Source organism: Aliarcobacter lanthieri, assembly GCF_013201625.1.
In the GTDB taxonomy this organism is placed as follows: domain Bacteria; phylum Campylobacterota; class Campylobacteria; order Campylobacterales; family Arcobacteraceae; genus Aliarcobacter; species Aliarcobacter lanthieri.
In genome coordinates this window covers 1,530,891-1,554,361 of sequence record NZ_CP053839.1, presented here as the reverse complement: position 1 = coordinate 1,554,361, position 23,471 = coordinate 1,530,891, and the positions used below count along the sequence as shown (strand labels likewise).

The following is a 23,471-nucleotide window of genomic DNA, read 5'->3' as shown; positions in this document are numbered from 1 at the left end:
AAAGTAAAATATTTTTTACTAATTTAAGGGCATAGGTTATGCAAGAGTTTATATATTTTAACAATGGGGCACTGGATTTCCCTTTAAATGAAAAAATCCAAGTAGTTACAAATGAAGAAGATTTAGAAGATAATACTTATCTAATATCAAATTCAAAAAGTGTTAAAAGTGAGTTTTTAGCACCAGAAATAGATTTTTATATAAAAAACTCAAAAGATAGTTTAGCTTTAAAAATCACAAATGTTTCTGCACTTTATGAGATAAATGCTACAAAATTTGATTTTTCGCAAGATATCTCACAAACTATTGAAATATCAAACTCTTTAATGATAATTTATGATGATATAGAAGATTATAAAAATTTTATAAAAAATTTAAAGCCAAATGAATTTGAATTATATAAAGTTGAAGCAAAACTTATAAAAGATATAAAAAATAGTATTGGAAATTTTGAGGTTATTGTAAACAGTAATGATAAAGATATAAAACTTCCTACTTCTCAAATAGTTTGGTTTAATCAAAAATTGACAAAAGTTAAAAATGGTATTTTTGATCCAAATATATTGGGAATAGATAGTATTTTAGAAAAAATAAGAGAGAATATAGATAGTTTCTCTTTTAAAAAAACTTTACTTTACAATAAAAATATTTGTCAATATGATGATAGAAAAGTTAAAGAAACTTGTTCTAAATGTGAAGAAGTTTGTCCAACTAATGCAATAACAAAAGATGATAAAAATAAAAAACTAGTATTTTCTTATGTTGATTGTTTAGCATGTGGAGAGTGTGTTAGTGTATGTCCTAGTGGAGCATTAAATAGTGCTGCAACTTCAAGAGAAACTTTATATGAAATTAGTCTTTTTTATAAAAATAGACACCCTTTGATAATCTCATCAAGTATAGATTTAGATTCTATTGATGTATCATTAAAGGAAAATGTTTTCCCCCTAGTTATAACTGGTGATATATTTGATGAATCTATACTTCTGACATATTTACAAGTTTCAAGTTCTCAATTAATCTATTTTAGCCAAGATATTTCAAAAGGCTCAAAAGAAGCAATAAAAATTCTAAATGAAATTTATGAGAAAAAATATAATAAAAAAGCTATATATTTAGTTGAAAATATACAAGAACTTGAAGTTGCTCTAAAAGAAGTAGAATTTGTAGAAAATTCATATTTTAATTTTAATCAACAAGAGTTGAAAAAAAGAGAAATATTTGCTCAAAGACTTCAAAAATTAGTAGGGAATCAAGATTTAGGTATTGTAAAAACTGGTGAGAATATCCATTATGGTAGAGTTTTGGTAAATGAAGCTAATTGTACACTTTGCTTATCATGTGTAGGTGCATGTAATGTAGATGCATTGTTTGCAAATGAAGCAGATTTTACACTAAGAGTTAATCCATCTGTTTGTACTGGTTGTGGATATTGTGAAGTTGTATGCCCTGAAAATGATTGTTTAACTATAAAACAAGATGAGATAGAATTAAGTCCAGTTTGGTTTACAGAAAGTATTTTGGCTAAAGATAAACTTTTCGCATGTGTTGAGTGTGGAAAAGAGTTTGCTACTACAAAAGCAATAGAAAAAATTGCTGCTATTATGGGACCAATTTTTGCAAAACAGAGTGAAACTAAAAAAAGAACTCTTTATTGTTGTGAAGACTGTAAAGCAAAAATTATGATAAAACAAGGATTACTAGATGCATAATGTAGAAATTGATAAAGCAAGAGCTTTTATATATAATATTTTATCTTTACTTTTTGTCGAAGAATATACAAAAACAAAATCTTCTCAAATCTTAGAAAATTTAGAAGTTTTATCAAAAAATTCTTTTAGTGAAAATGTCCAAGATGTATCAAAAGAATTAGTTGTATATTTAAAAGAAAAATCTACAAACATAATATTTAGTGAATATCAAGATCTGTTTTTAATACCTTTTGATGAGTATATTCCTCTTAGTGCTTCTTGGTACCATGAAAGAAGAGAAGGTGGTTTTATGCAACTAAAAGTAAAAGATATTTTGGGGAAAACAGTTATTAGAAAAGATGAAAAAAACTTTACTGCACAAGAAGATCACTATGGTTTTATATTTACTTTGAGTACGTATTTACTAGATAAACAAGTATTGAAAGAAATAGATGAAGATTTACAAAAAGATCTTTTTATAGAAGTTTTAAACCCTTATATTGATGAGTTATTTTATAAACTTATAGGAAGTTCTAGTTTTATATATTCAAGAGTTGGAATAATTTTAAAAGAGTTTATAGGCTTTGAAAGAGCTTATTTAGATATAAAAAATTAAAATAATCTAAAAGTTGTGATAAGAGCTCAAATGAGTTTTTATCAGGGCTTTTAACCCTAAATCTAATTAAAAGGAGAGTTATCATGGCTGATGAATTAGAACAACGAAGACAATTTATCAAGAGAGCTGGAATTGCTGCTTCTGTTTTTGCTGGATCTGTTGTTGCGACTGCTGCTACAACTGAAAAACAAGATAGAGGTGCTAATAACAGTGTTGGTAACGGTGTAGTAGTAGGAAGATCAAAGAAAAAAGAGATTCTTTATAATAAAACAGCAGCTTGGAATCAATTTTATAAAGTTGCAAAATAGTTTTAAAATTTAAAAAGGAGAAAGAATGGGAGCGAATAGCTTTGGACGAAGAACATTTTTAAAGATGGCTTCTTTAGCAACAGCATTTAGCGCAACATCAGCCTTTGCAAATACAGATAAAGTTTTAAGAGATGCGACTGATGAAGAGGTGAGAAATCCTTTTCCTGGATCGAAATTAGTAAAAACAATCTGTACTCACTGCTCAGTAGGATGTGGAGTAATAGCTGAAGTACATAATGGAGTATGGGTAAGACAAGAAGTAGCACAAGATCACCCAATAAGTAATGGAGGACATTGCTGTAAAGGTGCAGATATGATTGATAAAATCAGATCTACAAACAGATTACAGTATCCAATAGAGAAAGTAGCTGGAAAATGGAATAGAGTATCATGGGATGATGCTATGACAAAGGTTTCTAATAAACTTTTAGAGTTAAGAGAGAAATTTGGACCAGATTCAGTTATGTTTTTAGGATCTGCAAAAGTAAGTAATGAACAAGGATATTATATTAGAAAATTTGTTTCAATGTTTGGAACAAATAATATAGATCACCAAGCTAGAATTTGACATAGTCCAACAGTTGCCGGTGTGGCAAGTACATTTGGATATGGAGCTATGACAAATCATTTAGGTGATATGCATAATTCTAAAGCTATTATTATCATAGGTTCTAACCCTGCTGATAACCATCCAGTTGCGATGCAACATATATTAAAAGGTAAAGAGCAAAATGGAGCAAAAATAATAGTTGTAGATCCAAGATATACAAAGACAGCAGCGAAATCAGATTTATATTGTAGAATAAGAACTGGAACAGATGTTGCTTTCCTTTATGGAATGATTAGATTAATAAAAGAAAATAAGTGGTACGATGAAAAATACTTAAGTGATAGAGTATATGGAGTTGAAGAGATATTTAAAGAGTGTGAAGAGTATACTCCTGAACATGTTGAATATATTACTGGACTTCCAAAAGAGACTTTAATTCAAGCTGCAACATTATATGCAAGTTCGAAGCCAGGATGCTTAATTTGGAATCAAGGTTGGACACAACATACAATTGGTTCATCAAATACAAGACTTGGTTCTATTATGCAATTAATTCTTGGAAATGTTGGAAAAGTTGGAGGCGGATGTAATATTTTAAGAGGACATGATAATGTTCAAGGTTCAACTGATATTGGTTGTTTAGCTGATACATTACCAGGGTATTATGGGTTAGCTGAAGGTTCTTGGAAATATTTTGCAAAACAGTGGAAAGTTGATTATGAATGGTTAAAAGGTAGATTTAAATCAAAAGAGCTGATGGAAGCAAGAGGTAATACTCTTTCACTTTTTGCAGATAATATTATCAATGAAGCAAATGCAAAATATAATGGTGGAACTCAAATTAAAGCACTTGTTTGTATAGGAAATGGTATTTCTACTGTTACTGATGTTAAAAGAATAAAAGAGGCTTTAGATAAATTAGATTTAGTTGTATTTATAGATCCTTATGTGAATGATGCTACTGTTATTACAACAAGAACGGATAATCTATTCTTGCTACCAGCTGCTTCTCAAGTTGAAACATCTGGAACTGTTGTAAATACAGGAAGAAGTGCACAATGGAGAAGTAAAGTTGTAGAACCTATGTATGAATCAAGAACGGATCATGATATTTTATTTGATTTTGCAAAAAGAATGGGATTCTATGATGAATTTATTGCAGGTATGGGTAAAGGTAATAATTTTCAATGGCCAGAAGATGCAACAGATGAAGTTGCAAAAGCTTTAAAAACTATTGGAATGAAAGGTGTTACTGCACAAAGATTGAAAAAACAACAAGAAAATTGGCACTTGTTTAATTCTTCATCTTTAAAAGGAACTGGAGAGTTTTCAAAAGAGTATTATGGATTACCATGGCCTTGTTGGAGTGAAACACATCCTGGAAGCCCAGTTTTATATAATACAGATTTACCTGTTATGCAAGGTGGTATGGGATTTAGAGCAAACTTTGGTTTAGAAAGAAATGGAGTAAGCTTACTAGCAGTTGATGGAAGCTATCCAAAAGGTTCTAAAGTTAAAGGTGGATATGCTGAGATTACAGATAAGAATATAGAAGAGTTAGCTGGAGTTACTTTAACTGCTGAAGAAAAAGCATTAGTTGAAGGTAAAAACTGGAAAAATGATGATAGTGGAATATTAGTAAAATATGCACTTGAAGCAGGACTTTGTCCATATGGAAATGCAAAAGCTATGACTATAGCTCCATCATTCATAGATCCAATTCCAAAACATAGAGAACCTTTACATTCATTTAGACCTGATTTGATTGAAAAATATCCAGCTTCAGCTGATAAAACAAATCACTGGAGAGTTGATGTTCCTTATATTAGTAGACAAACTGAGAAAAATTGGAAAGAAGAATTCCCAATTAATATTGTTTCAGGAAGAGTAGTTGAACATATGGGAACGGGTACAGAGACAAGAGCATCTCACTATTTAGCAGAGTTAAGCCCTGAAATGTATGGAGAATTACATCCAAATATGGCAGCAAAACTTGGAATTAAACATGGTGAAATGATGTGGGTACATGGGACAAAAGGTGGAAAGATAAAAATTAAGTGTAAAGTTAGTTTAAGAGTTGATGAAAACTCAGTATTTTTACCACAGAACTTCTCTGGTTGGTGGAGTGGAGAGGATTTAACACATAGATATCCAGATAAAACTGCACCATACGCAATGGGTGAGAATTCAGGTCAAGTAACAAGTTATGGGTTTGATCAACAAACAGCTTGTCCAGAGACTAAATGTTCACTTGTAAGAATAGAAAGAGCATAGGGGGAGGATATCATGAGTAGTAATGTAGATTTTTCAAGAATGAAATTTTATTGTGATGAACTTCTATGTATACATTGTAATGGATGTGTAGTAGCTTGTAAAGAGGCACATGAAGTACCAGTAGGAGTAAATAGAAGGAAAGTAGTAACAATCAATGAAGGAGTAATAGGACAAGAGTTTTCATTGTCAATGGCTTGTATGCATTGTGCAGATGCACCATGCCAACAAGTATGCCCAACAGATTGTTTCTATATAAGAACAGATGGTATAGTATTACATGATAAAGATAAATGTATAGGTTGCGGATATTGTCTTTTTGCTTGTCCTTTTGGTGCACCACAATTTCCAAAGAATGGAGCATTTGGTACAAAAGGGAAGATGGATAAATGTACAATGTGTGCAGGAGGTCCAGAAGAGACAAATTCTCCTGAAGAGTTTCATAAATATGGACAGAATAGAATTAGTGAAGGTAAAGTACCAATGTGTGCTTCAATGTGTTCGACTAAAGCACTGCTTGTAGGAGATGCAAATGAAGTAGCTTTAATAAAAACATATAGAGCAACACATAAAGGTAAAGGTATTGCAACTGATTCATATGGATGGTAGGATAAAATATGGGAAATAGCTCGTTTTTTCAAAGGAATAAAGCATATATTTTTACTCTTCTAGGACTGTCAATAGTAGGAGGAGTTTTTGTTGGCTTTATGATGATTATGGATTGGGAGTATTTGATAAAATATACAATCCATATTATGACAGGTGGCAATATAGATGGAATATTAGTACCAGCAGAAACACACTATCAAGAGATGGTAAATAGAGCATTTGGACCAAACTATGAAGCTATAGCACCTGAAATAATAAGAGCTAGTAATGAAAGACAACTTTATATCTGGTGGGTATTTGTAGGTGAAATAACAATTTTTTGTGTAATGTATGCAATAAGTGGAAGAAAAGAAGCAATAATAACTAGACCAGATGATCAAGTACAAGTTTTTTCTGTAGTACATAGAGCAATAATTTGGTTAAATGTATTTATAATAATAGCCTTGATAATTACAGGATTTAATATAACTTGGAGCCTAAGAAGTGAAGGAGGGTATATACCTTTTATCCTAAGAGGTACACATGAAGTAACTGGTATATTGTGGTTTCCATTCTGGTTGATGATGAGTATAATTGCATTTAAAGATTTGAAAATTATGTCTAAGAATAGTTTAATAGCGAAGATAGTTCTTCCAGGTAAATATAAACCAATGAAAAGGATTATATTTATAGCATTTGTAGCTATGGGAGCAGGGTTGCTTTTAAGTGGATTTTTAATATGGTTTATACACCCAGATGCATATACAAATGCACAATATATACAGTTTAAAAGAGCATTGCTATATGTACACTTTGGATCAAGTGTATTAATAATGTTTTTCTTGATGGATTTTGTGTATTCAGCATTAGTAGCAGTAAAAGGTAACTTAAAAGGTTTGATAACAGGAAGATACCCAAGAGAGTTTTTAGAACAATTAGCTCCTGATGTTCTTAATGATATTATCAATAATGAAGGAAAAAGAAAATGACGAAAGTTTTGGGAAGTTTAAACTTCTCTTCTTTTCCTACTTTTGATAAAACTAATACAAAAAAGATTTTTGTTGAAAAATTTTTTGAAGATAATTTTGAGAGTTTTGAAGATTTTGTTATAAAAGATGAAAAAATAGATTTTTACTTAAATGGTGAAAAACTAATATCTGTTATGAGTATAAAAGAGCATCAAGATGCTCATATTGTTGGATTTTTATTAAGTGAAGCAGTTATCTCTAGTATAGATGATATAAAATCACTAACAATTAGTGAAGATGGTTTAAGTGTTTTTGTAGAAGCTGATATTTCTAAAATAGCTTATGAAAACTTATTTAAACAAAAAACTCTAACTTCTGGATGTTGTGTAGGAGTTACAGGAAATGCTGAAAAAGCTTTTGATTGTGCTTTTATATCAACACAATATACTCTAAAATCAACTCAAATATTAAAACAAATGAGTGAATTTAACAAATCTTCAAAGCTCTTTGATGATACAGGCTGTGTACATAAAGCAAGAATTGTTTTAGAAGATGGAACTATTTTTGAAACAGAAGATATAGGACGTCATAATGCCATTGATAAGGTTATAGGTCTTGTAACAATATCTAGAAAAGATTTGAAAAAATCAGTATTATATGTGACTGGAAGATTATCAAATGAGATGGTTGTAAAATGTGTAATGCATAAAATTCCAATAGTTGTATCAAAAGCAGCTGTTACTTTTGAAGGTATAAAAGCTGCAAATGAACACGGAGTTACTCTTATAGGTTTTGCAAGAGAACATAGAATGAATGTTTATACACATAGTGGAAGAGTAAAAGTTGATTAAACTAAATTTTTTACAATATAATAAAATAGATTTCAATTTAAAAGTAGATTATAGTTTAGATAGTTTAGATTCAAATATTGAGTTTGATGACTTATGTCTAGAGTTTCTAAATAATTTTTCTTTTAAAAAATTAAAAACTTTTTCTTTTTCTAAAGAGGGTTTTTTAGGAATCTTTTTAGAATTAAGAGATAAAAAAATAGCTATTAGCCTAGGTGAAACACAAGCTTTAATTGATGGAGCAAAAATATATGAAAGCTTAGGTTTTCAAATAACATATTTATCTTTAAATAAAGATGGAAGTGTAGATTTGTCTAATCTTCAAAATGAAGAATTTGACTATGTTTTTATATCTTCTTATGTTATGGATACATTTTTAAATATAAATTTAGAAGATATAAAAAGTTTTACCAAAGCAAAAATAATATCAAATGCAAGTGCTAATTTTAGTAAAATTAGTGATATCATATATTTTGATAACTATAAATTATCTGGTTATGCTTTGAGTGGTGTATTATTATTTAATGATGAAAGTTTTGAACAACTAAATATTGGTTTTACAGATAGCCTAGCAATATACTCTTGTTTTAAATCATATAAAAATATAAAAGATGATATTAAAATTAAAGATATTTTTATTTTAAAGTTAAAAGAAAAATTCAAAGATGATTTATATTTTTTTGTTGATAATCAACAAACTTTAGTTAATAGTTTTCATATAGCTTTAAAAGATATTAAAGCAAGAGAGCTTATAAGAACTTTAGCTTTTGAAAATATATTTTTATCTAATGGCGAAGGATGCAGTTTAGGATTATCTAAACCATCTAGAATTATACAAGCTATGGGATATGATGAACTTACAAGTAGAAATGCGTTAAGTTTTAGTTTTAATGAAAATTTTAGTATAAATGAAATAGATTTTATAGTTGATATAATGTATAAAAAATATATACAAATAAAAAGTTTTAGTTAAAAGAGGTTTTATAAGATGAAAGAGAAATTGAATTATTTAGATTTTAAAGAAGCTTGTAAAACAAGTTTAGAACTTGTAAATCCTATATTAAAAACAGAAATTATATATCTTATGAATTCTTTAGGAAGAGTAATAAGTAAAGATATTGTTTGTGTAAAAAATCTTCCATCTTTTAATAACTCTGCTATGGATGGCTTTGCTATAAGATTTAGTGATGCTGGAAAAACTTTAAAAATAAAAGATACTATATTTGCTGGAGATAAAAAAGATTTTGAAGCTTTAGAGGAAAATGAGTGTTTTAAAATAATGACAGGAGCAAAAACTCCAAGAGATATAGATACTATTATACCTGTTGAATGTTGTGAAAAATTATCAGACAATAGTGTCATAATCCCAAAAAATATAAAAAAAGGTGCAAATCTAAGACTAAAAGGTGAAGAGTTAAAGCAAGGTGAAATCATCATAAAAAAAGGTGAGGCTATTACTTCATCTCATATTGCATTATTAGCTTCTCAAGGGATAACTCAAATAGAAGTTTTTAGAAAGTTAAAGATTGCTGTTTTATCTACAGGAAATGAATTAAAAGAGCCTTGGGAAAAAGCAGATGAAGAAGAAATTTATAATTGTAATGCCTTTGCTATAATTTCTCAACTAAAAGAGAAAGATTTCGAAAGTACTTATTGTGGAGTTATTCCAGATAGCTTAGAAAAGTCTGTTGTTTTTCTTAAAAATTTAAGTGATTTTGATATTATTATTACAAGTGGTGGAATATCTATGGGAGATGCTGATTTTATAGCACAAGCATTTTTAAAATGTGGTTTAGATATTGCATATCATGGTATAAATCTAAAACCAGGACGAGCTATGATGATGGGAACTTTAAATGGTAGTTTAGTTTTAAGTTTACCAGGAAATCCACTAGCAGCTATGATAAATTGCTATTTATTTGTAATTCCTATATTAAAAAAACTTCAAGGTAAAATATCTTTTTATCATGATTTTACTGTTGTTATAAATAAAAAATGTTTTAAAGTAAAAGAAAGTCGTACAGAAGCAGTATTAGGTAAAGTTGAAAATGGTGAATTTATAGTTACAAGAGATAATAAATATGGTTCTGGAATGATTAGTGCAGTTTATGAAAGTAATTCTTTAATGGTTTCTGAAGGAAATAGTTCAAGTATCAAAGAAAATGATAATATAAAAATATTAGATTTTTCAGGAAGATTTACAAATAAAAAAGTTAATTTTTTAAATTAAGATTATTAATTTTAATCTAAAGTCCAGATTTTTTCTGAACTTTAAATTTTTAGTTGAAGATATCTTCAGTTTGGCTTTTATACCAAGAATAAGCATATTGAGCTTCTAATTCTCTTATAAATCCTTCATCATTATCAGGACTTACTCCTCCAGCTCCTTGAACACTCTCTATTACATCATCATGTGCATTATACACAGCTGCAATAGATATACCATAGTTAGGATTTAATAAACTATAGCATGTGTTAGCGAGTTTTGGAGGATTAATAGGCTCTTGACCTTTTAAAAATCTTGCAATTTGTAAAGCTACAACTTTTCCTTGTGTACTTGCACTAAATGCTGATTTTGGCATAGGTTGAGCAATTGAAGCATCTCCTATTACATGAACATTTTTTACAAGTTTAGATTCAAATGTTTTTGGATGAATTGGAGCCCAATCACCTTTTGCTATAAGTCCTGAATCAAATGCCAGTTTACCAGCTTTTTGATTTGGAATGTAGTTTAATACATCTGCTTGTATCTCTTCATCTTCTGTTATAACTATTTTTTTAATAGGATCAACACTTATAACCTTTCCACCAAATTGAGCAGCTCTCCAATCGATTAAATCTCCATATAGTTCTTTCCAACCATTTGTAAATAAAGCTTGTTTAGAAAACTTGTCTTTTTGGTCTAAAACTATTATTTTAGAGTTTGGTTTGTTATTTTTGAGATAGTGTGCTACAAGAGAAATTCTTTCATAAGGTCCAGGAGGGCATCTAAAAGGATCTGCTGGAGCAACCATTACAAATGTTCCACCATCTTTCATATTTTCAAGTTGTTTTTGAAGTAATAAAGTTTGTTCACCTGCTTGAACTGCATGTGGAGAGTATTTTTCGCTACCTTCAATATATCCTTTCTCATATTTAAAGTCAATACCTGGTGATACAACACATTTAGTATAAGTAATAATTCTACCATTCCCTAAAATAACTCTATTTGTTTCTCCATCAATCTTTGTAACTGTTTCATATAAAACATGGATATTATGTTTTTTAGCTAATGTTTTTAAATCTTTTTTTATAAAATCAATTTTTTCCATACCTGCAATAACGGCATTACTCATTGGACAAGTATAATACTCTTTATTTTTTTCAATTAGAACTATTTCAATTTCTGAATTGAATTTTCTAAGATATCTAGCTGTTGCAGCTCCGCCAAATCCTCCTCCAACAATAATAACTCTTTGTTTAGTTGCTGGGAACAATACAACTTCTTCTCTTGGTAATCTACTACAAGCAGTAAAAGATAGAGCAGTTGCTCCCAAAAGTAATTTATTGAAATTTCTTCTATTTAACATTTTTTATCCTTTGTGCTTATTTAACTTTTGAAAAGTAGTAAGATAGTTGTTCAAGTTCTTCATCTGTAAAACCTTTTGTATGCTTCGTCATCATATAAGTATCTGTTCTTTTACTTGTTTTGAAATCAAGTAAAGTTTTATACAAATAATCTTTATCTAAACCAGCAATATAAGGGAATATTGAATTAGACTTTCCATCTGTTCCATGACAGTTAGCACAAGATAGTGATAACATCTCTCCTCTTACAGGATCATAATCTACCGCAAACGATAGACTTGATAAACATAAAAATAAAAATACGAGTTTTTTCATTTTCTCTCCTTAGAAAAATTAAGTAAATACATAACAATCATAATTTATTAAGCTTAATTTTAGTTTAAAACATTAACTTCTAATAATATGTAAATATAAGTATTTAAAATATATGTAAATTATTCACATTTTAATAATTAGGACTTAATGAAAAGGTAAAAATAAGGAATATTACAAATTGTAATTTTTTTATAAAGTTTTTAAATTTTTTAGTAAAATTGCACTATGTTTATTCATTTAGATTTAGATTGTTTTTTTGTATCTGCTCATAGAACTTTAGATAAAAAGTTACTTAATATTCCAGTTGCTGTTGGAGGAAGAAGTAATACTGATATTTTCTCTTCAAAAAAAACTATAAGAACTATTTCTGTAAATCGTGCAGCTTTTTCTAGTAAAATATTAAGTACTAATGATGAATCAAATTCAAAAGATTATTTTATTGATGAAAATGGTCGAATAAGAGGTATTATCACAACTTGCTCTTATGAGGCAAGAAAGTTTGGAGTGAAAACTGCAATGAGTGTCAATGAAGCTTTAAGGCTTTGTCCTAATTTAAAAATGATTCAACCAAATTATAGTTTATATGATGAATTATCACAAAAACTAAAAGATATTTTAGAAGATGAAATCCCATTAGTAGAACAATTTTCAATAGATGAATTTTTTGGAGATTTAAGTGGATATATAGATGAAAATGAGGTTTTAGATTTTGCTCTAAAGCTTAAAAATAGGATTTTAACTGAGCTTAAACTTCCAATTTCAATAGGTATTGCAAAAACAAAATATTTATCAAAACTTTTTACTGAATTTGCAAAACCTGATGGTATAAAATATATAAAAGATGAGGATATACCATCTTTTACAAAAGATATTCCAATATATAAATTTACAGGTATAGGTAAAGCTTTTTGTGAAAAATTAAAAGGTTATAACATTAATACTTTAGGTGATATAAGAAAGAATAAAAAACTTTTTTATTCCTTTGGGAAAATTGGAGTTGATACATATAATCGTGTTTGTGGGATAAGAGATAATAAACTAACAATTCAAAAAGAGAGAAAAAGCCTTGGAATAGGGCGAAGTTTTGATGTGATTTTTGATAGAAGTGAGTTAAGAAGGCGAGTTATGATTTTATCTCGATATCTTAGTTTTATTGTCAAAAAAGAGCAGGTAAATCCCCTTTCTTATTCAATTTTAATTAGATATGAATTTGGTGTAAAATCTAAAAACTCTATAAATGTTTCAAAACTTTTCAATGAAATAGATTTTAAAAACTGTATGATAAAACTTTTTGAAGATACAGATTTGCATAGAACACACGGTATTTTGCAATTATATATTACAGTTTTTAATTTTTCCAAAACCAATGGCTTCACTTCAAACCTTTTTGATTATGAAGATGAAATAAAAAAAATTGGTTTAACAGATAAAATACAGGTATTAAGAGAAAAATATGGAGTAGATATTGTAAAAAATGCTTTTGAAATATAAAGATGCTATAAAATTTCTTTTTATAAAGGAATAAAATACAATTGAATTAATGATATTATCTAATTGTAAAAATATAGTGTTTATTTTAGTTGGAGTTTTAATTTATCAAAATGAAACAAAAAGAGGATACAAGTAGTTTTAGAGTATATTTACAAAAACTATTTTGAAGGATTTTATTGAATAATTTTTTTGTAGAAAAAAGAGAAAAAATACTTTTTTATATGTTTTATCCTATCTTTTTGATAGTTATATTTATTTTAACTTATCAATTCTATGATATATCATTATGGAATAATGAAATAAAATATTTTATATTAAATATAGTCTTTTTGGCAATTGTTATATCTTATTATTTTACTTATATAGAATATAAGTTTTTTAAAGTTATGAACTATAATATTGAAATAGATGATAAGTATATATCTATAAAAAATAAAAATACATTAAAATATAAGTTTTCTTTTGATGAAATAAAAAATCTTGATTATATAAATAATTTAATAGTTTTTGAATTAGAAAATCAAAGAATCCCAATTTCAAGTAGGCTAGAAAATTATAAAAATTTTTTAGAATTACTTTTTAAAAATTATAAAAGAAATATAAAAGAAGAAAATTTACATATCACTATAGGAAAAAGAAAGAAAAAACTTACATTATTTAAAATTTTACTTTTTTTTACTTTATTACCAATTATTGTGATTCTATTATTTACAGTGAATTATATTATTTTATCTATAGTAATTTTAGTAACTTTCCTAATTGTAAGATTTTTATTTAATATAAATTATGAGATTAAAATTGATAAAGATAAAATTGTTTTGAATAGTAATAAAGAAATTTATAGAAATGATATTATAAATATTGAGTTTGATTTTTTTGTTTATAAAGGTAAAAATCATTATATTAATATAAAAACAGTAAGTGGTAAAAATTATAAAATTACAAATTATGATATACATAATTTAGATATTTCTATTTTTGATTTGTATCTAACATTATATCATTGGAAATTTAAAGGATAGAATAAAATACATATTTTGTATAAGCTTTTTCAAAGTATTATCCAACTAAAATTTTATCAAACAATCGTTTGGATAAAAATATGGCAATTAAAAAAACATCAAAAGAAGAGATTTTACAAGAGTCTATAAAACTTTTTAAAACAAAAGGTTATTATAACTGTTCTATGGCAAATATTGCTGATGCTTGTGGGCTTATAAAAGGGAGTATTTATCACTATTTCAAAAGTAAAGATGAGATAGGAATAGAGTCTTTAAAATATATTCATAACTATTTTGTAGAAAATATTTTTGTTATATCGAATCAAACAAACTTAAGTGATTTAGAAAAAATGAAACTTTTTGTAAAAAAAACAGATGAGTATTTTTTAAATAGTAAAGGTGGTTGTTTATTAGGGAATTTAGCTTTAGAAGTTAGTAGTGAGAATTTAGAATTTAAAGAAGTTATAAAAGAGTATTTTAGTGCGTGGGAAGATGCAATAGCAAAAATACTTGAAAATAAATATGGCAAATTTGAATCAAAAAATATAGCAATGGAGTATGTTTCATTAACTCAAGGTGCTATTATGATGATGAATCTATATGAGAATACTAAAAACTATCTAAAAGTAGGTGAAAAATTGGTTAGATTACTCTAATCTTTTTTTTGTTTTATTATTCAAACAATCGTTTGGTTTATAAAGGAAATTAATGAATACTTATTTAAAAAAGTTTACTGGTAAAAAGGAAAGATTAGTAGAAAATCCGAATTTAAAAGAGGTTATATTCGCTTTTATTGGAAGTTTTATAGCAATATCAACTATTGGCTATTTGACAAAAACTTATGACAATCTTTTGATTATGGGTTCATTTGGTGCAAGTTGTGTTTTACTATTTGGTTTTCCCAAAGTTGCATTTTCTCAACCAAGAAATGTTATTTTTGGGCATTTTATATCTTCTTTTGTTGGACTGTTTTTTTTACATTTAATAGGAAATGATTATATAAGTATGGCTTTAGCTTTGGCAACTGCAATAGCTTTGATGATGCTTACAAAAACAGTTCATCCACCAGCTGGTTCAAATCCATTGATAATATTTTTATTGGGTGCAAATTGGGATTATTTGGTATTTCCAACTTTAATTGGAGCTATAATATTAGTAATTGTAGGGTTGTTTTATAATAATATACATAAAAATATAGTTTATCCAACATATTGGGTTTGAATAAAAAAGGTAAAACCTTTTTTATTCAATAGTTAAATTTTTATAAAACTCTCTATATTTAGTATCTTTTTCATCTCTTGCTTTCATAGCAGCTCTTGGATGTTCATTTAATTGACCAGTTATCATATAAGGAATACTATATCCCCAATCAAGTTCTTTTTCAAGTGGCACAATATATTCTTCAATAAATTTTAAAACAGGCATTAGTTTATATTTTGGATTTTTTAAAAATCCAATTAAAAGTTCAAGTGGACAGTTTCCTGCTCCTCTTCCAAGCCCTGAAATAGTAACATCAAGAAAACTAGCTCCATAAATCATAGCTTCTAAAGTATTTGCATAAGCTAATTGAAGATTGTTATGTGCATGAATACCTATTTGTTTACCAGAACTTTGGGCAAAACCTAGATACTTTTCTGTCAATTTTTTTATTTGTTCAGGGTAAAAAGAACCAAAACTATCAGCTATATAAATAACATCAACATTAGTTTTTGATAGTTGTTCTAAAACAACATCAAGTTCATCATCAAAAGATTTTGAAATTGCCATTATATTTACTGTTGTTTCATAACCTTTTGCATGGGCATCTTCTATTAGCTCAATTGCTGCTGGGATTTGGTGAATATAAGTTGCAATTCTTATCATATCAACAACACTTTCACTTTTAGGTTTAAGTTCTTCTTTTAAACTTCTTCCTATATCGCTCATAACAGCAATTTTCATATTTGTTTTATTCTCACCAACAATTCTTCTGATATCTTCTTCTTTACAGAAATTCCAAGGTCCATACTCTTTTTCACTCATAATAGTCGGAGATACATTTTTACCAATTTCCATATAATCTACACCAGCTTCAAGACAAGCTTCATAGTGTGCTTTAACAAATTCATCACTAAAATGATAGTTATTTACTAAACCACCATCTCTAATTGTGCAATCAAATACTTTTATATCTTCTCTAACTGATAGAATTGAACCCTTTTTTTCAATCATTGTTGTTCCTTGATTTTTAATATATAAGATAGTAGCAAAAAGCCACTTAATAAGATTTAAGTGTTAAAACATCTTCTATTTTATTATAAGAATATGTAGTAAAATCTTCTTTTTTCTCTTTTATCGCATTTACAGCCATTCTATCTGCTAACTCATTTCCTTCTACTCCACTATGTCCTTTTACATGAATTATTTCTATTTTATCTTTTATTTTTTCATATAAATAGTGTGCTTCTTGGATTATTTCAAGATTTTTTATCTCTCCACCTTTTTTACTCCAAGCATTTTTTTTCCATGAGTATGCCCAAGTTGTAACACATTCTATTGAATATTTTGAATCAGTAAGAATAGATATTTTATTTTTTGAATTAGTTTGCGAAGCAATATTCAAAGCTTTAAGTAGTGCATTTAATTCAGCTATATTATTTGTTCCATTTTCAACATAAGCACCATATATTAAAATAGGATTTTTGTTATTTGAGTAAATAGCAAGTCCACTTCCGGCATTTCCTGGATTTCCACTACAAGCTCCATCACAATAGATTTTTATATATTCTTTTTCATTTTCTATATTTTGATTTTCTTCTTTGATTGTTGGAGTATAAACTTTTGCTTGTATATTATTGTGTTCTAAAATAGTATGATAATTTTTTATGATTTGTTCTTGAATACTTATAGAAAAATCACCTCTTAAGAGCATTAGTAAATTTATATCATTTTTTGATATATCTTTTTTTAAAGCCACATCTTGCCAATTATGATTATCTAATTGTATATCTAAAATTTTAAATTGTGATTCATTTAATTTATTATTATAAGTAATAAGTTCTAAGAGTTTTTTATCTATATTCATATTTTAATTTTCTTCTTAAATGTTAAATTTTATTTATGTATTCATAAAAATAGTTGTGAAAATTTCTTTTAAAAATAGAATTAAAGATAATATTAGAGAAATCATAGCTAGAATAAACAAAATTGCTATAAATAAAGAGTCTTTAAATTCAAAAATTTTACTTAAAAACATAGTTAAAATTACTAAAGATATAAGTAATCCCGTAGTTGTTCCAAATAAAATAGCTAAGTTTGTATTTCTCATTCTTATTCTTAAAAATTTTCTTTTTTGTTTTATTTCATCTAATAAAATTATATCTTCTTTGAAAGAGTTATCTTTTTCAATTTTATCTAACTTTTCGATCTTATCAATAATTCTTGAAAGTCTTGATGTAAAAAGATTTAGAAGTCCAGCAAGACCTGCAAGTAAAAAAACAGGAGCAACAGAAAGTTGAATTATTTGTGAAACACTATTTACACTATTTACATCAATTTCATTGAGCATTTATTTTGCTTCTTCAATAATTTTTAAAAGTTCTTCTTGTGCATCTTGTGCAACTTCTATAAAATCAGGGTTTATATCATCTACTAATTGAGCTAAAGAGTTTAGTGCAATATGAGTTTTTTTGTCTTTTGTAAAAACTGCAATTTTACAAGGTAAAATACAAGATAATGATATATCACCATTTAAAAACTCTTCTGCAAATGTAGGATTACAAATATCTACTATTTGACATTCTTCATCGAGATTTTTCCCTTTATTATGTAAAGTTTCTTGTAAATTATAAATATGTTGAACTCCAAAACCATATTTTGAAGATATTTGTTGTATTGAATCTACTACTTCTTGAACGCTTTTAGATGAAGTTTCTATGTATTGCATATAATAATTCCTTTTTATTTTTTGTGATTATATCTTTATGTAGCTTTAAGATTTTTTTATATATGATTATTTGTTCATATGTTCAAATAAGGAAATAAAATGAAAAACAGGTGTTGTGATTACTCAGAAGAGTTTGATAGAGTAAAAGAAAATTTGGTAAATGAAGAGATACTTTATGATGTTGCAGAGCTTTTTAAAGCTTTTGCTGATACAACAAGAATAAAAATAATTTCAGTTCTTCAAGAAGAAGAACTTTGTGTTGGAGCTATAAGTGAACTTTTAAATATGAGTCAATCAGCTATTTCTCATCAATTAAAAGCCTTAAAAAATGCAAAGATAATAAAATCAAAAAAATTAGGTAAATGGGTTTATTACTCACTTGATGATGATCATATAAAAAGAATTTACGATATGGGACTAGATCATATAACGAAAGGTTAAAATGAAAAAAGTAAAACTACAAAATTTGGATTGTGCTAATTGTGCTTTAAAAATAGAAAAAGCTTTAAATAATATGGAAGAACTTTCAAATGTAAAACTAAATTTTTCAACATCAACTTTGACATTTGAACAAAATACTAAAGATGATTTATTAGAAAAAATAGAAAAAGAGATACAAAAAATTGAAAGAGAAGTTATTATTATAAAAAATGATAAAAAATTACAAAGAAATTTTTGGCAATTAATAGATAAGAAACTTTTGGCTTTAACTTTAGTATCTCTTATCTTAACATATATATCTTATAACTATATAGAAAATAATTCTTTTAAATTTATAGGCTATCTTATAGCTTATTTACTTGTTGGTTATGATGTTTTATATAAAGCTTTTAGAAATATTTTAAATGGAAAAGTTTTTGATGAGAATTTTTTAATGTCAATAGCAACTATTGGGGCTTTTGCATTGGGAGATTTTGTAGAAGGTATTTCTGTTATGATATTTTATAAAATAGGGGAGATGTTTCAAGGAGTTGCAGTAAATAATTCAAGAGATAGTATAAACTCTTTAATTGATATAAAACCAGAATTTGCAAATGTAAAAGAAGATAATAAAATAGTTCAAAAATCTCCAGAAGATGTAAAAGTAGGTGATACTATTTTGGTTAAAGTTGGAGAAAAAGTACCTGTTGATGGAATTTTGATAGACAATAGTTCTTTTGATACAAGTGCAATTACAGGTGAGTTTAAACCAAAAACTTTAAAAGCAAATGAAAATGTTTTAAGTGGATTTATCAATATATCAAATGCTTCATATATTAAAGTAACCTCTTTGTATAAAGATTCAACAATTGCAAAAATTATTGAATTGATTGAAAATGCAAGTTCAAAAAAAGCAAATGCTGAAAAACTTATATCAAAAATTGCTGGAGTTTACACTCCAATAGTTGTTATTCTAGCTATATTTTTGGCATTTTTACCTCCACTTTTTATTGAGAATGCAAATTATTCAGAATGGATTGAAAGGGCATTAGTATTTTTAGTTATATCTTGCCCTTGTGCTTTAGTTGTATCTGTACCATTATCATTTTTTAGTGCTATTGGAGCTATTTCTAAAAAAGGTGTTTTAGTAAAAGGTGCAAACTATGTAGAAAAATTAACTGAGATTGAAAATATAGTTTTTGATAAAACTGGAACTTTAACAAAAGGGGTTTTTGAAGTTACAAAAATAAAATCTTTTGGAATAAGTGAAGATGAACTACTTAAAAATTGTGCTTTAGTTGAGAGTTTTTCTACTCATCCAATAGGAAAATCAATAGTAAAAGCTTATAACAAAGAGTTAAATCTAAAAGAAGTTAGTTTTAGTGAAGAAATAAGTGGTTTAGGAATGAAAGCAAAAATTTTAGATAATGATGTTTTAGTTGGAAATGAAAGATTACTTGAAAAATTTGGTGTAAAATTAGAAAAAATTGAAGATAGTTTAAATGTTATTTATGTTGCAATAAATTCAAAATTTGTTGGATACATTGTAGTAAGTGATATTGTAAAAGCTGAAGCAAAATATTTTATAAATGAGTTAAAAGAATTAAATATTTTAAAAACTTTTATGCTAACTGGAGATAGAAAAGAAGTAGCCTTAGATGTTGCAAAAAATATAGGAATAGATGAGGTAAAATATGAACTTTTACCACAAGATAAACTAAAAATATATGAAGAAATAAAAAAAGAGAATGGAAAAACTACAGCTTTTGTTGGTGATGGTATAAATGATGCTCCCACTTTGGCAAATTCAGATATTGGTTTTGCTATGGGAAAAGTTGGAAGTGATTTAGCTATAAAATCAGCTGATGTGATAGTTTTAAATGATAATTTAAATGCAATTAGTGATGTTATTAAAATAGCTAAAAAAACAAAAACTATTGTATATCAAAATATTATTTTTGTAATGGCTATAAAAGTTATTTTCTTAGTTTTAGGAGCAGATGCAATCATAGGTATGAAAGAAGCCATTTTTGCCGATGTTGGTGTAGCACTCTTAGCTATATTTAACTCTATGAGAATTTTAAAAAATAGTGATAAAATAAATAAAGAATGTCATTTATAATTTAAGTTATTAAGATAATGTAATTAATTATTCTGTTGGTAATTAGTTACATTATATGTTTTAGTTCAATTTTAGCAATAAACAAATTAAGATAGCTAGAACCTATTTCAATCCATTATATGTTTTAGTTCAATTTCACCTTTCATAGATTTAATATCGTTTCTATCCAATTTCAATACATTATATGTTTTAGTTCAATTATTAGAACAGGAACAAAAGTAGAAAACTACACTATTTCAATACATTATATGTTTTAGTTCAATATTCTTCATCTACCTGAAATTTAAACTCCTGATTATTTCAATACATTATATGTTTTAGTTCAATTCTACAACAAAAGTGCAAGAGGTAGAGGTAGAAAATGGATTTCAATACATTATATGTTTTAGTTCAATTTTGTTGTATGTTTTGATTTTGTGTTGGGTGTTTATTTCAATACATTATATGTTTTAGTTCAATTAAATTCATCTAACTCTGCTTGTATTTGTTTATTTAGATTTCAATACATTATATGTTTTAGTTCAATTGTGTGCCTGATGGATTCGACATAGCAATATGATTAAATTTCAATACATTATATGTTTTAGTTCAATAAGTTCTGCTAAGGCTTCATCTATTGCACTATTTAAATTTCAATACATTATATGTTTTAGTTCAATTTGGGATATTTGTCAATTTCATTTATTAAATTTTTTAAAATTTCAATACATTATATGTTTTAGTTCAATGAACACAAGCGTCAATTTCAAAATGTGGAAGAATTATTTCAATACATTATATGTTTTAGTTCAATACCTTTTATCGACACCTTAGGATTAACTAAATTGAATTTCAATACATTATATGTTTTAGTTCAATCGACTCAACAGATGGTGGGGGTGTATTTGATCAGTATTTCAATACATTATATGTTTTAGTTCAATCAAAAGGAGATAGAGAGCAGTTTTTAATTGCTTTATTTCAATACATTATATGTTTTAGTTCAATATTATAGAGATAAGCCGATAGACTTTATTAATGATATTTCAATACATTATATGTTTTAGTTCAATTTGTACAAGTACCTGAACTGTCAAATGCAAATGGATTTCAATACATTATATGTTTTAGTTCAATCTGATGAAGAAACTAAAAAAGGTGAAACTATCAAAATTTCAATACATTATATGTTTTAGTTCAATATAATACTTGTAAAATCAATCACACTAATAATACTATTTCAATACATTATATGTTTTAGTTCAATATATTTTCAGGGCTTTCGTACCATTTTTTTTTGATATTTCAATACATTATATGTTTTAGTTCAATCAAGGTAAAATCAATACTTTAAATATAGACTTTCCCTGAAAATAGGTTATATAACCATATTTTCCAATCAAAAATTTAATTAACAATAAATTGTAAAATAACTTTTGTTAGATTCCTATTTTAGCAACTTAATTATTAAATTAAACTCATATAGATTGGAAAATTAAATAAATATAGATTCCTCTTTTTTCTGATTAGTTCCAATGATTGTTTCATTAAAACTTCCACTGTTTTGAACTTTTATAATAGAGATAAAATCAAGATTTTTGTCTATTACTTTTTTTAGTTCATTTTCTAATTTTATCTGATTTGAAGGAGTTATATTTCCTCTAAATATAGATTTTTGATGATGTTTTAGATATTTTTTACATATTTTAAAAACTTTTGCAACTCTATATTTCCCAATTTCACTAAACTCATCAGCAATATCATAAAATAAAAAAGCATAGTTATAGTTAAACTTATCTTTACTCACATCTTATCCTTTAGTCTAAAAGGAATAAACTCTTTTTTCTCAACAATATATTTTATAAGTTTATATCCTTCAAGTTTTAAACAATTTTTATATGTAGTTTTTCTTTTAAGTTTTGGGTGCATAAAAGTTTCATTTAGCCTTGTTTCAAAAGCATCTATAAAGATTTTCTTACCATCTTCATTTAAAAGTGCATAGTTTAAACTTTTATCAAAATGTTTTTCAACTTGCAGTTTTTTTCTACCAACTAAGTCAAAAATAGTTTTAAAAACAATTATAGGTTTAAAAGCTTCACTTAAATCCAAACATAAGCTAAATCTTCCTTCTCGTGGACTATGTAAAAAACTTATTGCTTGATTAAGATGAGTTGTATAAATTGCACTTATTGTTTTTGTGTAAAGTAGGGTATTCCCAAAACTTACAAGTGCATTCATAGGATTATTTGGAGGTCTTTTTACTCTTTTATTCATCAAAAAGTCTTCTGGTAAAAAGTATTTAAAACTATCATAAAATTTATTCCAAATTTGCCCTTCAATAAACATAATTTGCTCAATTGTAATATCTTTTTGTAAAAATTTTTTTGGTTCAGTTTTAAGCCAATCAAGTGTTGGTTTTAACTCCTTTTTATCGTGTCTAAAGTAGTGATAAAGTGTTTCAAAAATATTGTCCGCTATTACTTGAACTATTGATTTTGCGATATTGAGCCGATTTTCTACATAACATAAAGCTTGTTTTATACTTAAATCACCACTTATTAGTTGCTCTTTTGGATAAAATGTACCACTATAATTTCCATGATAATTGAATAAATGAAGTGTGATCCCAGCTTTAGAGATAAAATCTAAAAATTTTGTGTTGAAACTCACTTCATTCATACAGTAAACTTCTCTTGTATCTTGAACTGGAATATAAAAATTTCCTTTTTCATTTCTAAATGCTATTGAGTTATCTTTTCTTTTTAACTCACCCATAGAAAAAATATATCTTGTATGATTTTTTGCCATTTT

Annotated in this window: 23 protein-coding genes and 1 CRISPR repeat array; of the genes, 15 read left to right on the top strand and 8 right to left on the bottom strand. The window is 26.7% G+C overall.

From position 1 onward, the window contains the following. Nucleotides 1–38 precede the first annotated feature (38 nt). The 9 genes from ALANTH_RS07855 (at nt 39) to ALANTH_RS07815 (ending at nt 10,070) form a co-directional block, all read left to right on the top strand. Complete coding sequence (locus ALANTH_RS07855; RefSeq protein WP_026808052.1) at nt 39–1,712, top strand: 4Fe-4S binding protein; 1,674 nt, start codon at nt 39–41, stop codon at nt 1,710–1,712. Next, entirely contained in the window at nt 1,705–2,307 is a 603-nt protein-coding gene (locus ALANTH_RS07850; RefSeq protein WP_026808051.1) for a TorD/DmsD family molecular chaperone, read from the top strand. Before ALANTH_RS07855 ends, ALANTH_RS07850 begins: the two co-directional genes overlap by 8 nt. A gap of 83 nt (nt 2,308–2,390) precedes the next feature. Beyond that, nucleotides 2,391–2,615, top strand: a complete 225-nt coding sequence (locus ALANTH_RS07845) for a hypothetical protein (RefSeq protein ID WP_026803810.1) — start codon at nt 2,391–2,393, stop codon at nt 2,613–2,615. Between the two features lie 25 nt (nt 2,616–2,640). Further along, a complete protein-coding gene (locus ALANTH_RS07840) occupies nt 2,641–5,439 on the top strand; it encodes a molybdopterin-dependent oxidoreductase (protein ID WP_172658511.1) in 2,799 nt (932 codons plus the stop codon). A gap of 12 nt (nt 5,440–5,451) precedes the next feature. Continuing rightward, on the top strand, nt 5,452–6,045 hold the full coding sequence (fdh3B, locus tag ALANTH_RS07835) for a formate dehydrogenase FDH3 subunit beta (RefSeq protein ID WP_026803805.1): 594 nt from the start codon (nt 5,452–5,454) through the stop codon (nt 6,043–6,045). Nucleotides 6,046–6,053: 8 nt separating this feature from the next. Further along, nucleotides 6,054–7,013, top strand: coding sequence for a cytochrome b/b6 domain-containing protein (locus tag ALANTH_RS07830; RefSeq protein WP_026803804.1), 960 nt, complete (start codon nt 6,054–6,056; stop codon nt 7,011–7,013). Then, nucleotides 7,010–7,843: a formate dehydrogenase accessory sulfurtransferase FdhD gene (gene fdhD, locus ALANTH_RS07825; protein WP_026808047.1), complete on the top strand. Its 834-nt coding sequence runs from the start codon at nt 7,010–7,012 to the stop codon at nt 7,841–7,843. Before ALANTH_RS07830 ends, fdhD begins: the two co-directional genes overlap by 4 nt. Further along, nucleotides 7,836–8,813, top strand: a complete 978-nt coding sequence (locus ALANTH_RS07820; RefSeq protein WP_026808046.1) for a cysteine desulfurase — start codon at nt 7,836–7,838, stop codon at nt 8,811–8,813. The genes fdhD and ALANTH_RS07820 overlap by 8 nt, the downstream gene beginning before the upstream one ends. A 15-nt stretch (nt 8,814–8,828) precedes the next feature. Then, complete coding sequence (locus tag ALANTH_RS07815) at nt 8,829–10,070, top strand: molybdopterin molybdotransferase MoeA (RefSeq protein ID WP_026808045.1); 1,242 nt, start codon at nt 8,829–8,831, stop codon at nt 10,068–10,070. Between the two features lie 49 nt (nt 10,071–10,119). Here the strand turns inward: ALANTH_RS07815 and ALANTH_RS07810 are convergent, their stop codons facing one another. Continuing rightward, the gene (locus tag ALANTH_RS07810; protein ID WP_026808044.1) at nt 10,120–11,409 is read right to left on the bottom strand and encodes an NAD(P)/FAD-dependent oxidoreductase; all 1,290 of its coding nucleotides are present in this window, start codon (nt 11,407–11,409) and stop codon (nt 10,120–10,122) included. A 16-nt stretch (nt 11,410–11,425) separates the two neighbouring features. Then, on the bottom strand, nt 11,426–11,722 hold the full coding sequence (locus ALANTH_RS07805; RefSeq protein WP_081801333.1) for a c-type cytochrome: 297 nt from the start codon (nt 11,720–11,722) through the stop codon (nt 11,426–11,428). Between the two features lie 225 nt (nt 11,723–11,947). Here ALANTH_RS07805 and ALANTH_RS07800 point away from each other — a divergent pair, with 225 nt between their 5' ends. The 4 genes from ALANTH_RS07800 to ALANTH_RS07785 all read left to right on the top strand — a co-directional run bounded on the left by ALANTH_RS07800 (nt 11,948) and on the right by ALANTH_RS07785 (nt 15,435). Next, entirely contained in the window at nt 11,948–13,213 is a 1,266-nt protein-coding gene (locus ALANTH_RS07800) for a Y-family DNA polymerase (protein WP_026808043.1), read from the top strand. 176 nt (nt 13,214–13,389) lie between these two features. Then, nucleotides 13,390–14,235 (top strand): hypothetical protein, encoded by an 846-nt coding sequence (locus tag ALANTH_RS07795; RefSeq protein WP_026808042.1) that lies wholly within the window; start codon nt 13,390–13,392, stop codon nt 14,233–14,235. Between the two features lie 80 nt (nt 14,236–14,315). Further along, the gene (locus tag ALANTH_RS07790; protein ID WP_026808041.1) at nt 14,316–14,870 is read left to right on the top strand and encodes a TetR/AcrR family transcriptional regulator; all 555 of its coding nucleotides are present in this window, start codon (nt 14,316–14,318) and stop codon (nt 14,868–14,870) included. Between the two features lie 52 nt (nt 14,871–14,922). Then, on the top strand, nt 14,923–15,435 hold the full coding sequence (locus ALANTH_RS07785) for an HPP family protein (RefSeq protein ID WP_026808040.1): 513 nt from the start codon (nt 14,923–14,925) through the stop codon (nt 15,433–15,435). A 21-nt stretch (nt 15,436–15,456) separates the two neighbouring features. On the opposite strand, the gene ALANTH_RS07780 is transcribed toward ALANTH_RS07785, so the two are convergent. Genes ALANTH_RS07780 through ALANTH_RS07765 form a run of 4 tightly spaced genes read right to left on the bottom strand, consistent with a single transcriptional unit; the run spans nt 15,457 to nt 18,139 of the window. Continuing rightward, a complete protein-coding gene (locus ALANTH_RS07780; protein WP_026808039.1) occupies nt 15,457–16,425 on the bottom strand; it encodes an aldolase catalytic domain-containing protein in 969 nt (322 codons plus the stop codon). A gap of 46 nt (nt 16,426–16,471) precedes the next feature. Then, the gene (locus tag ALANTH_RS07775; protein WP_026808038.1) at nt 16,472–17,278 is read right to left on the bottom strand and encodes a ribonuclease HI; all 807 of its coding nucleotides are present in this window, start codon (nt 17,276–17,278) and stop codon (nt 16,472–16,474) included. Between the two features lie 33 nt (nt 17,279–17,311). Continuing rightward, the gene (locus tag ALANTH_RS07770) at nt 17,312–17,761 is read right to left on the bottom strand and encodes a DUF2721 domain-containing protein (protein WP_026803794.1); all 450 of its coding nucleotides are present in this window, start codon (nt 17,759–17,761) and stop codon (nt 17,312–17,314) included. Further along, entirely contained in the window at nt 17,762–18,139 is a 378-nt protein-coding gene (locus tag ALANTH_RS07765) for a DUF302 domain-containing protein (RefSeq protein WP_026808037.1), read from the bottom strand. 99 nt (nt 18,140–18,238) lie between these two features. Here ALANTH_RS07765 and ALANTH_RS07760 point away from each other — a divergent pair, with 99 nt between their 5' ends. Then, a complete protein-coding gene (locus ALANTH_RS07760) occupies nt 18,239–18,580 on the top strand; it encodes an ArsR/SmtB family transcription factor (protein ID WP_026803792.1) in 342 nt (113 codons plus the stop codon). Between the two features lies 1 nt (nt 18,581). Continuing rightward, nucleotides 18,582–20,681: a heavy metal translocating P-type ATPase gene (locus tag ALANTH_RS07755; RefSeq protein ID WP_026808036.1), complete on the top strand. Its 2,100-nt coding sequence runs from the start codon at nt 18,582–18,584 to the stop codon at nt 20,679–20,681. Nucleotides 20,682–20,721: 40 nt separating this feature from the next. Continuing rightward, nucleotides 20,722–21,992: direct repeats of the CRISPR family, unit length 30 nt; unit sequence ATTTCAATACATTATATGTTTTAGTTCAAT. Between the two features lie 163 nt (nt 21,993–22,155). Here ALANTH_RS07755 and cas2 read toward each other — a convergent pair. Next, a complete protein-coding gene (gene cas2 / locus ALANTH_RS07750) occupies nt 22,156–22,467 on the bottom strand; it encodes a CRISPR-associated endonuclease Cas2 (protein ID WP_026808035.1) in 312 nt (103 codons plus the stop codon). Beyond that, nucleotides 22,464–23,468: a type I-B CRISPR-associated endonuclease Cas1b gene (cas1b, locus tag ALANTH_RS07745; protein ID WP_026808034.1), complete on the bottom strand. Its 1,005-nt coding sequence runs from the start codon at nt 23,466–23,468 to the stop codon at nt 22,464–22,466. Before cas1b ends, cas2 begins: the two co-directional genes overlap by 4 nt. Nucleotides 23,469–23,471 lie beyond the last annotated feature (3 nt).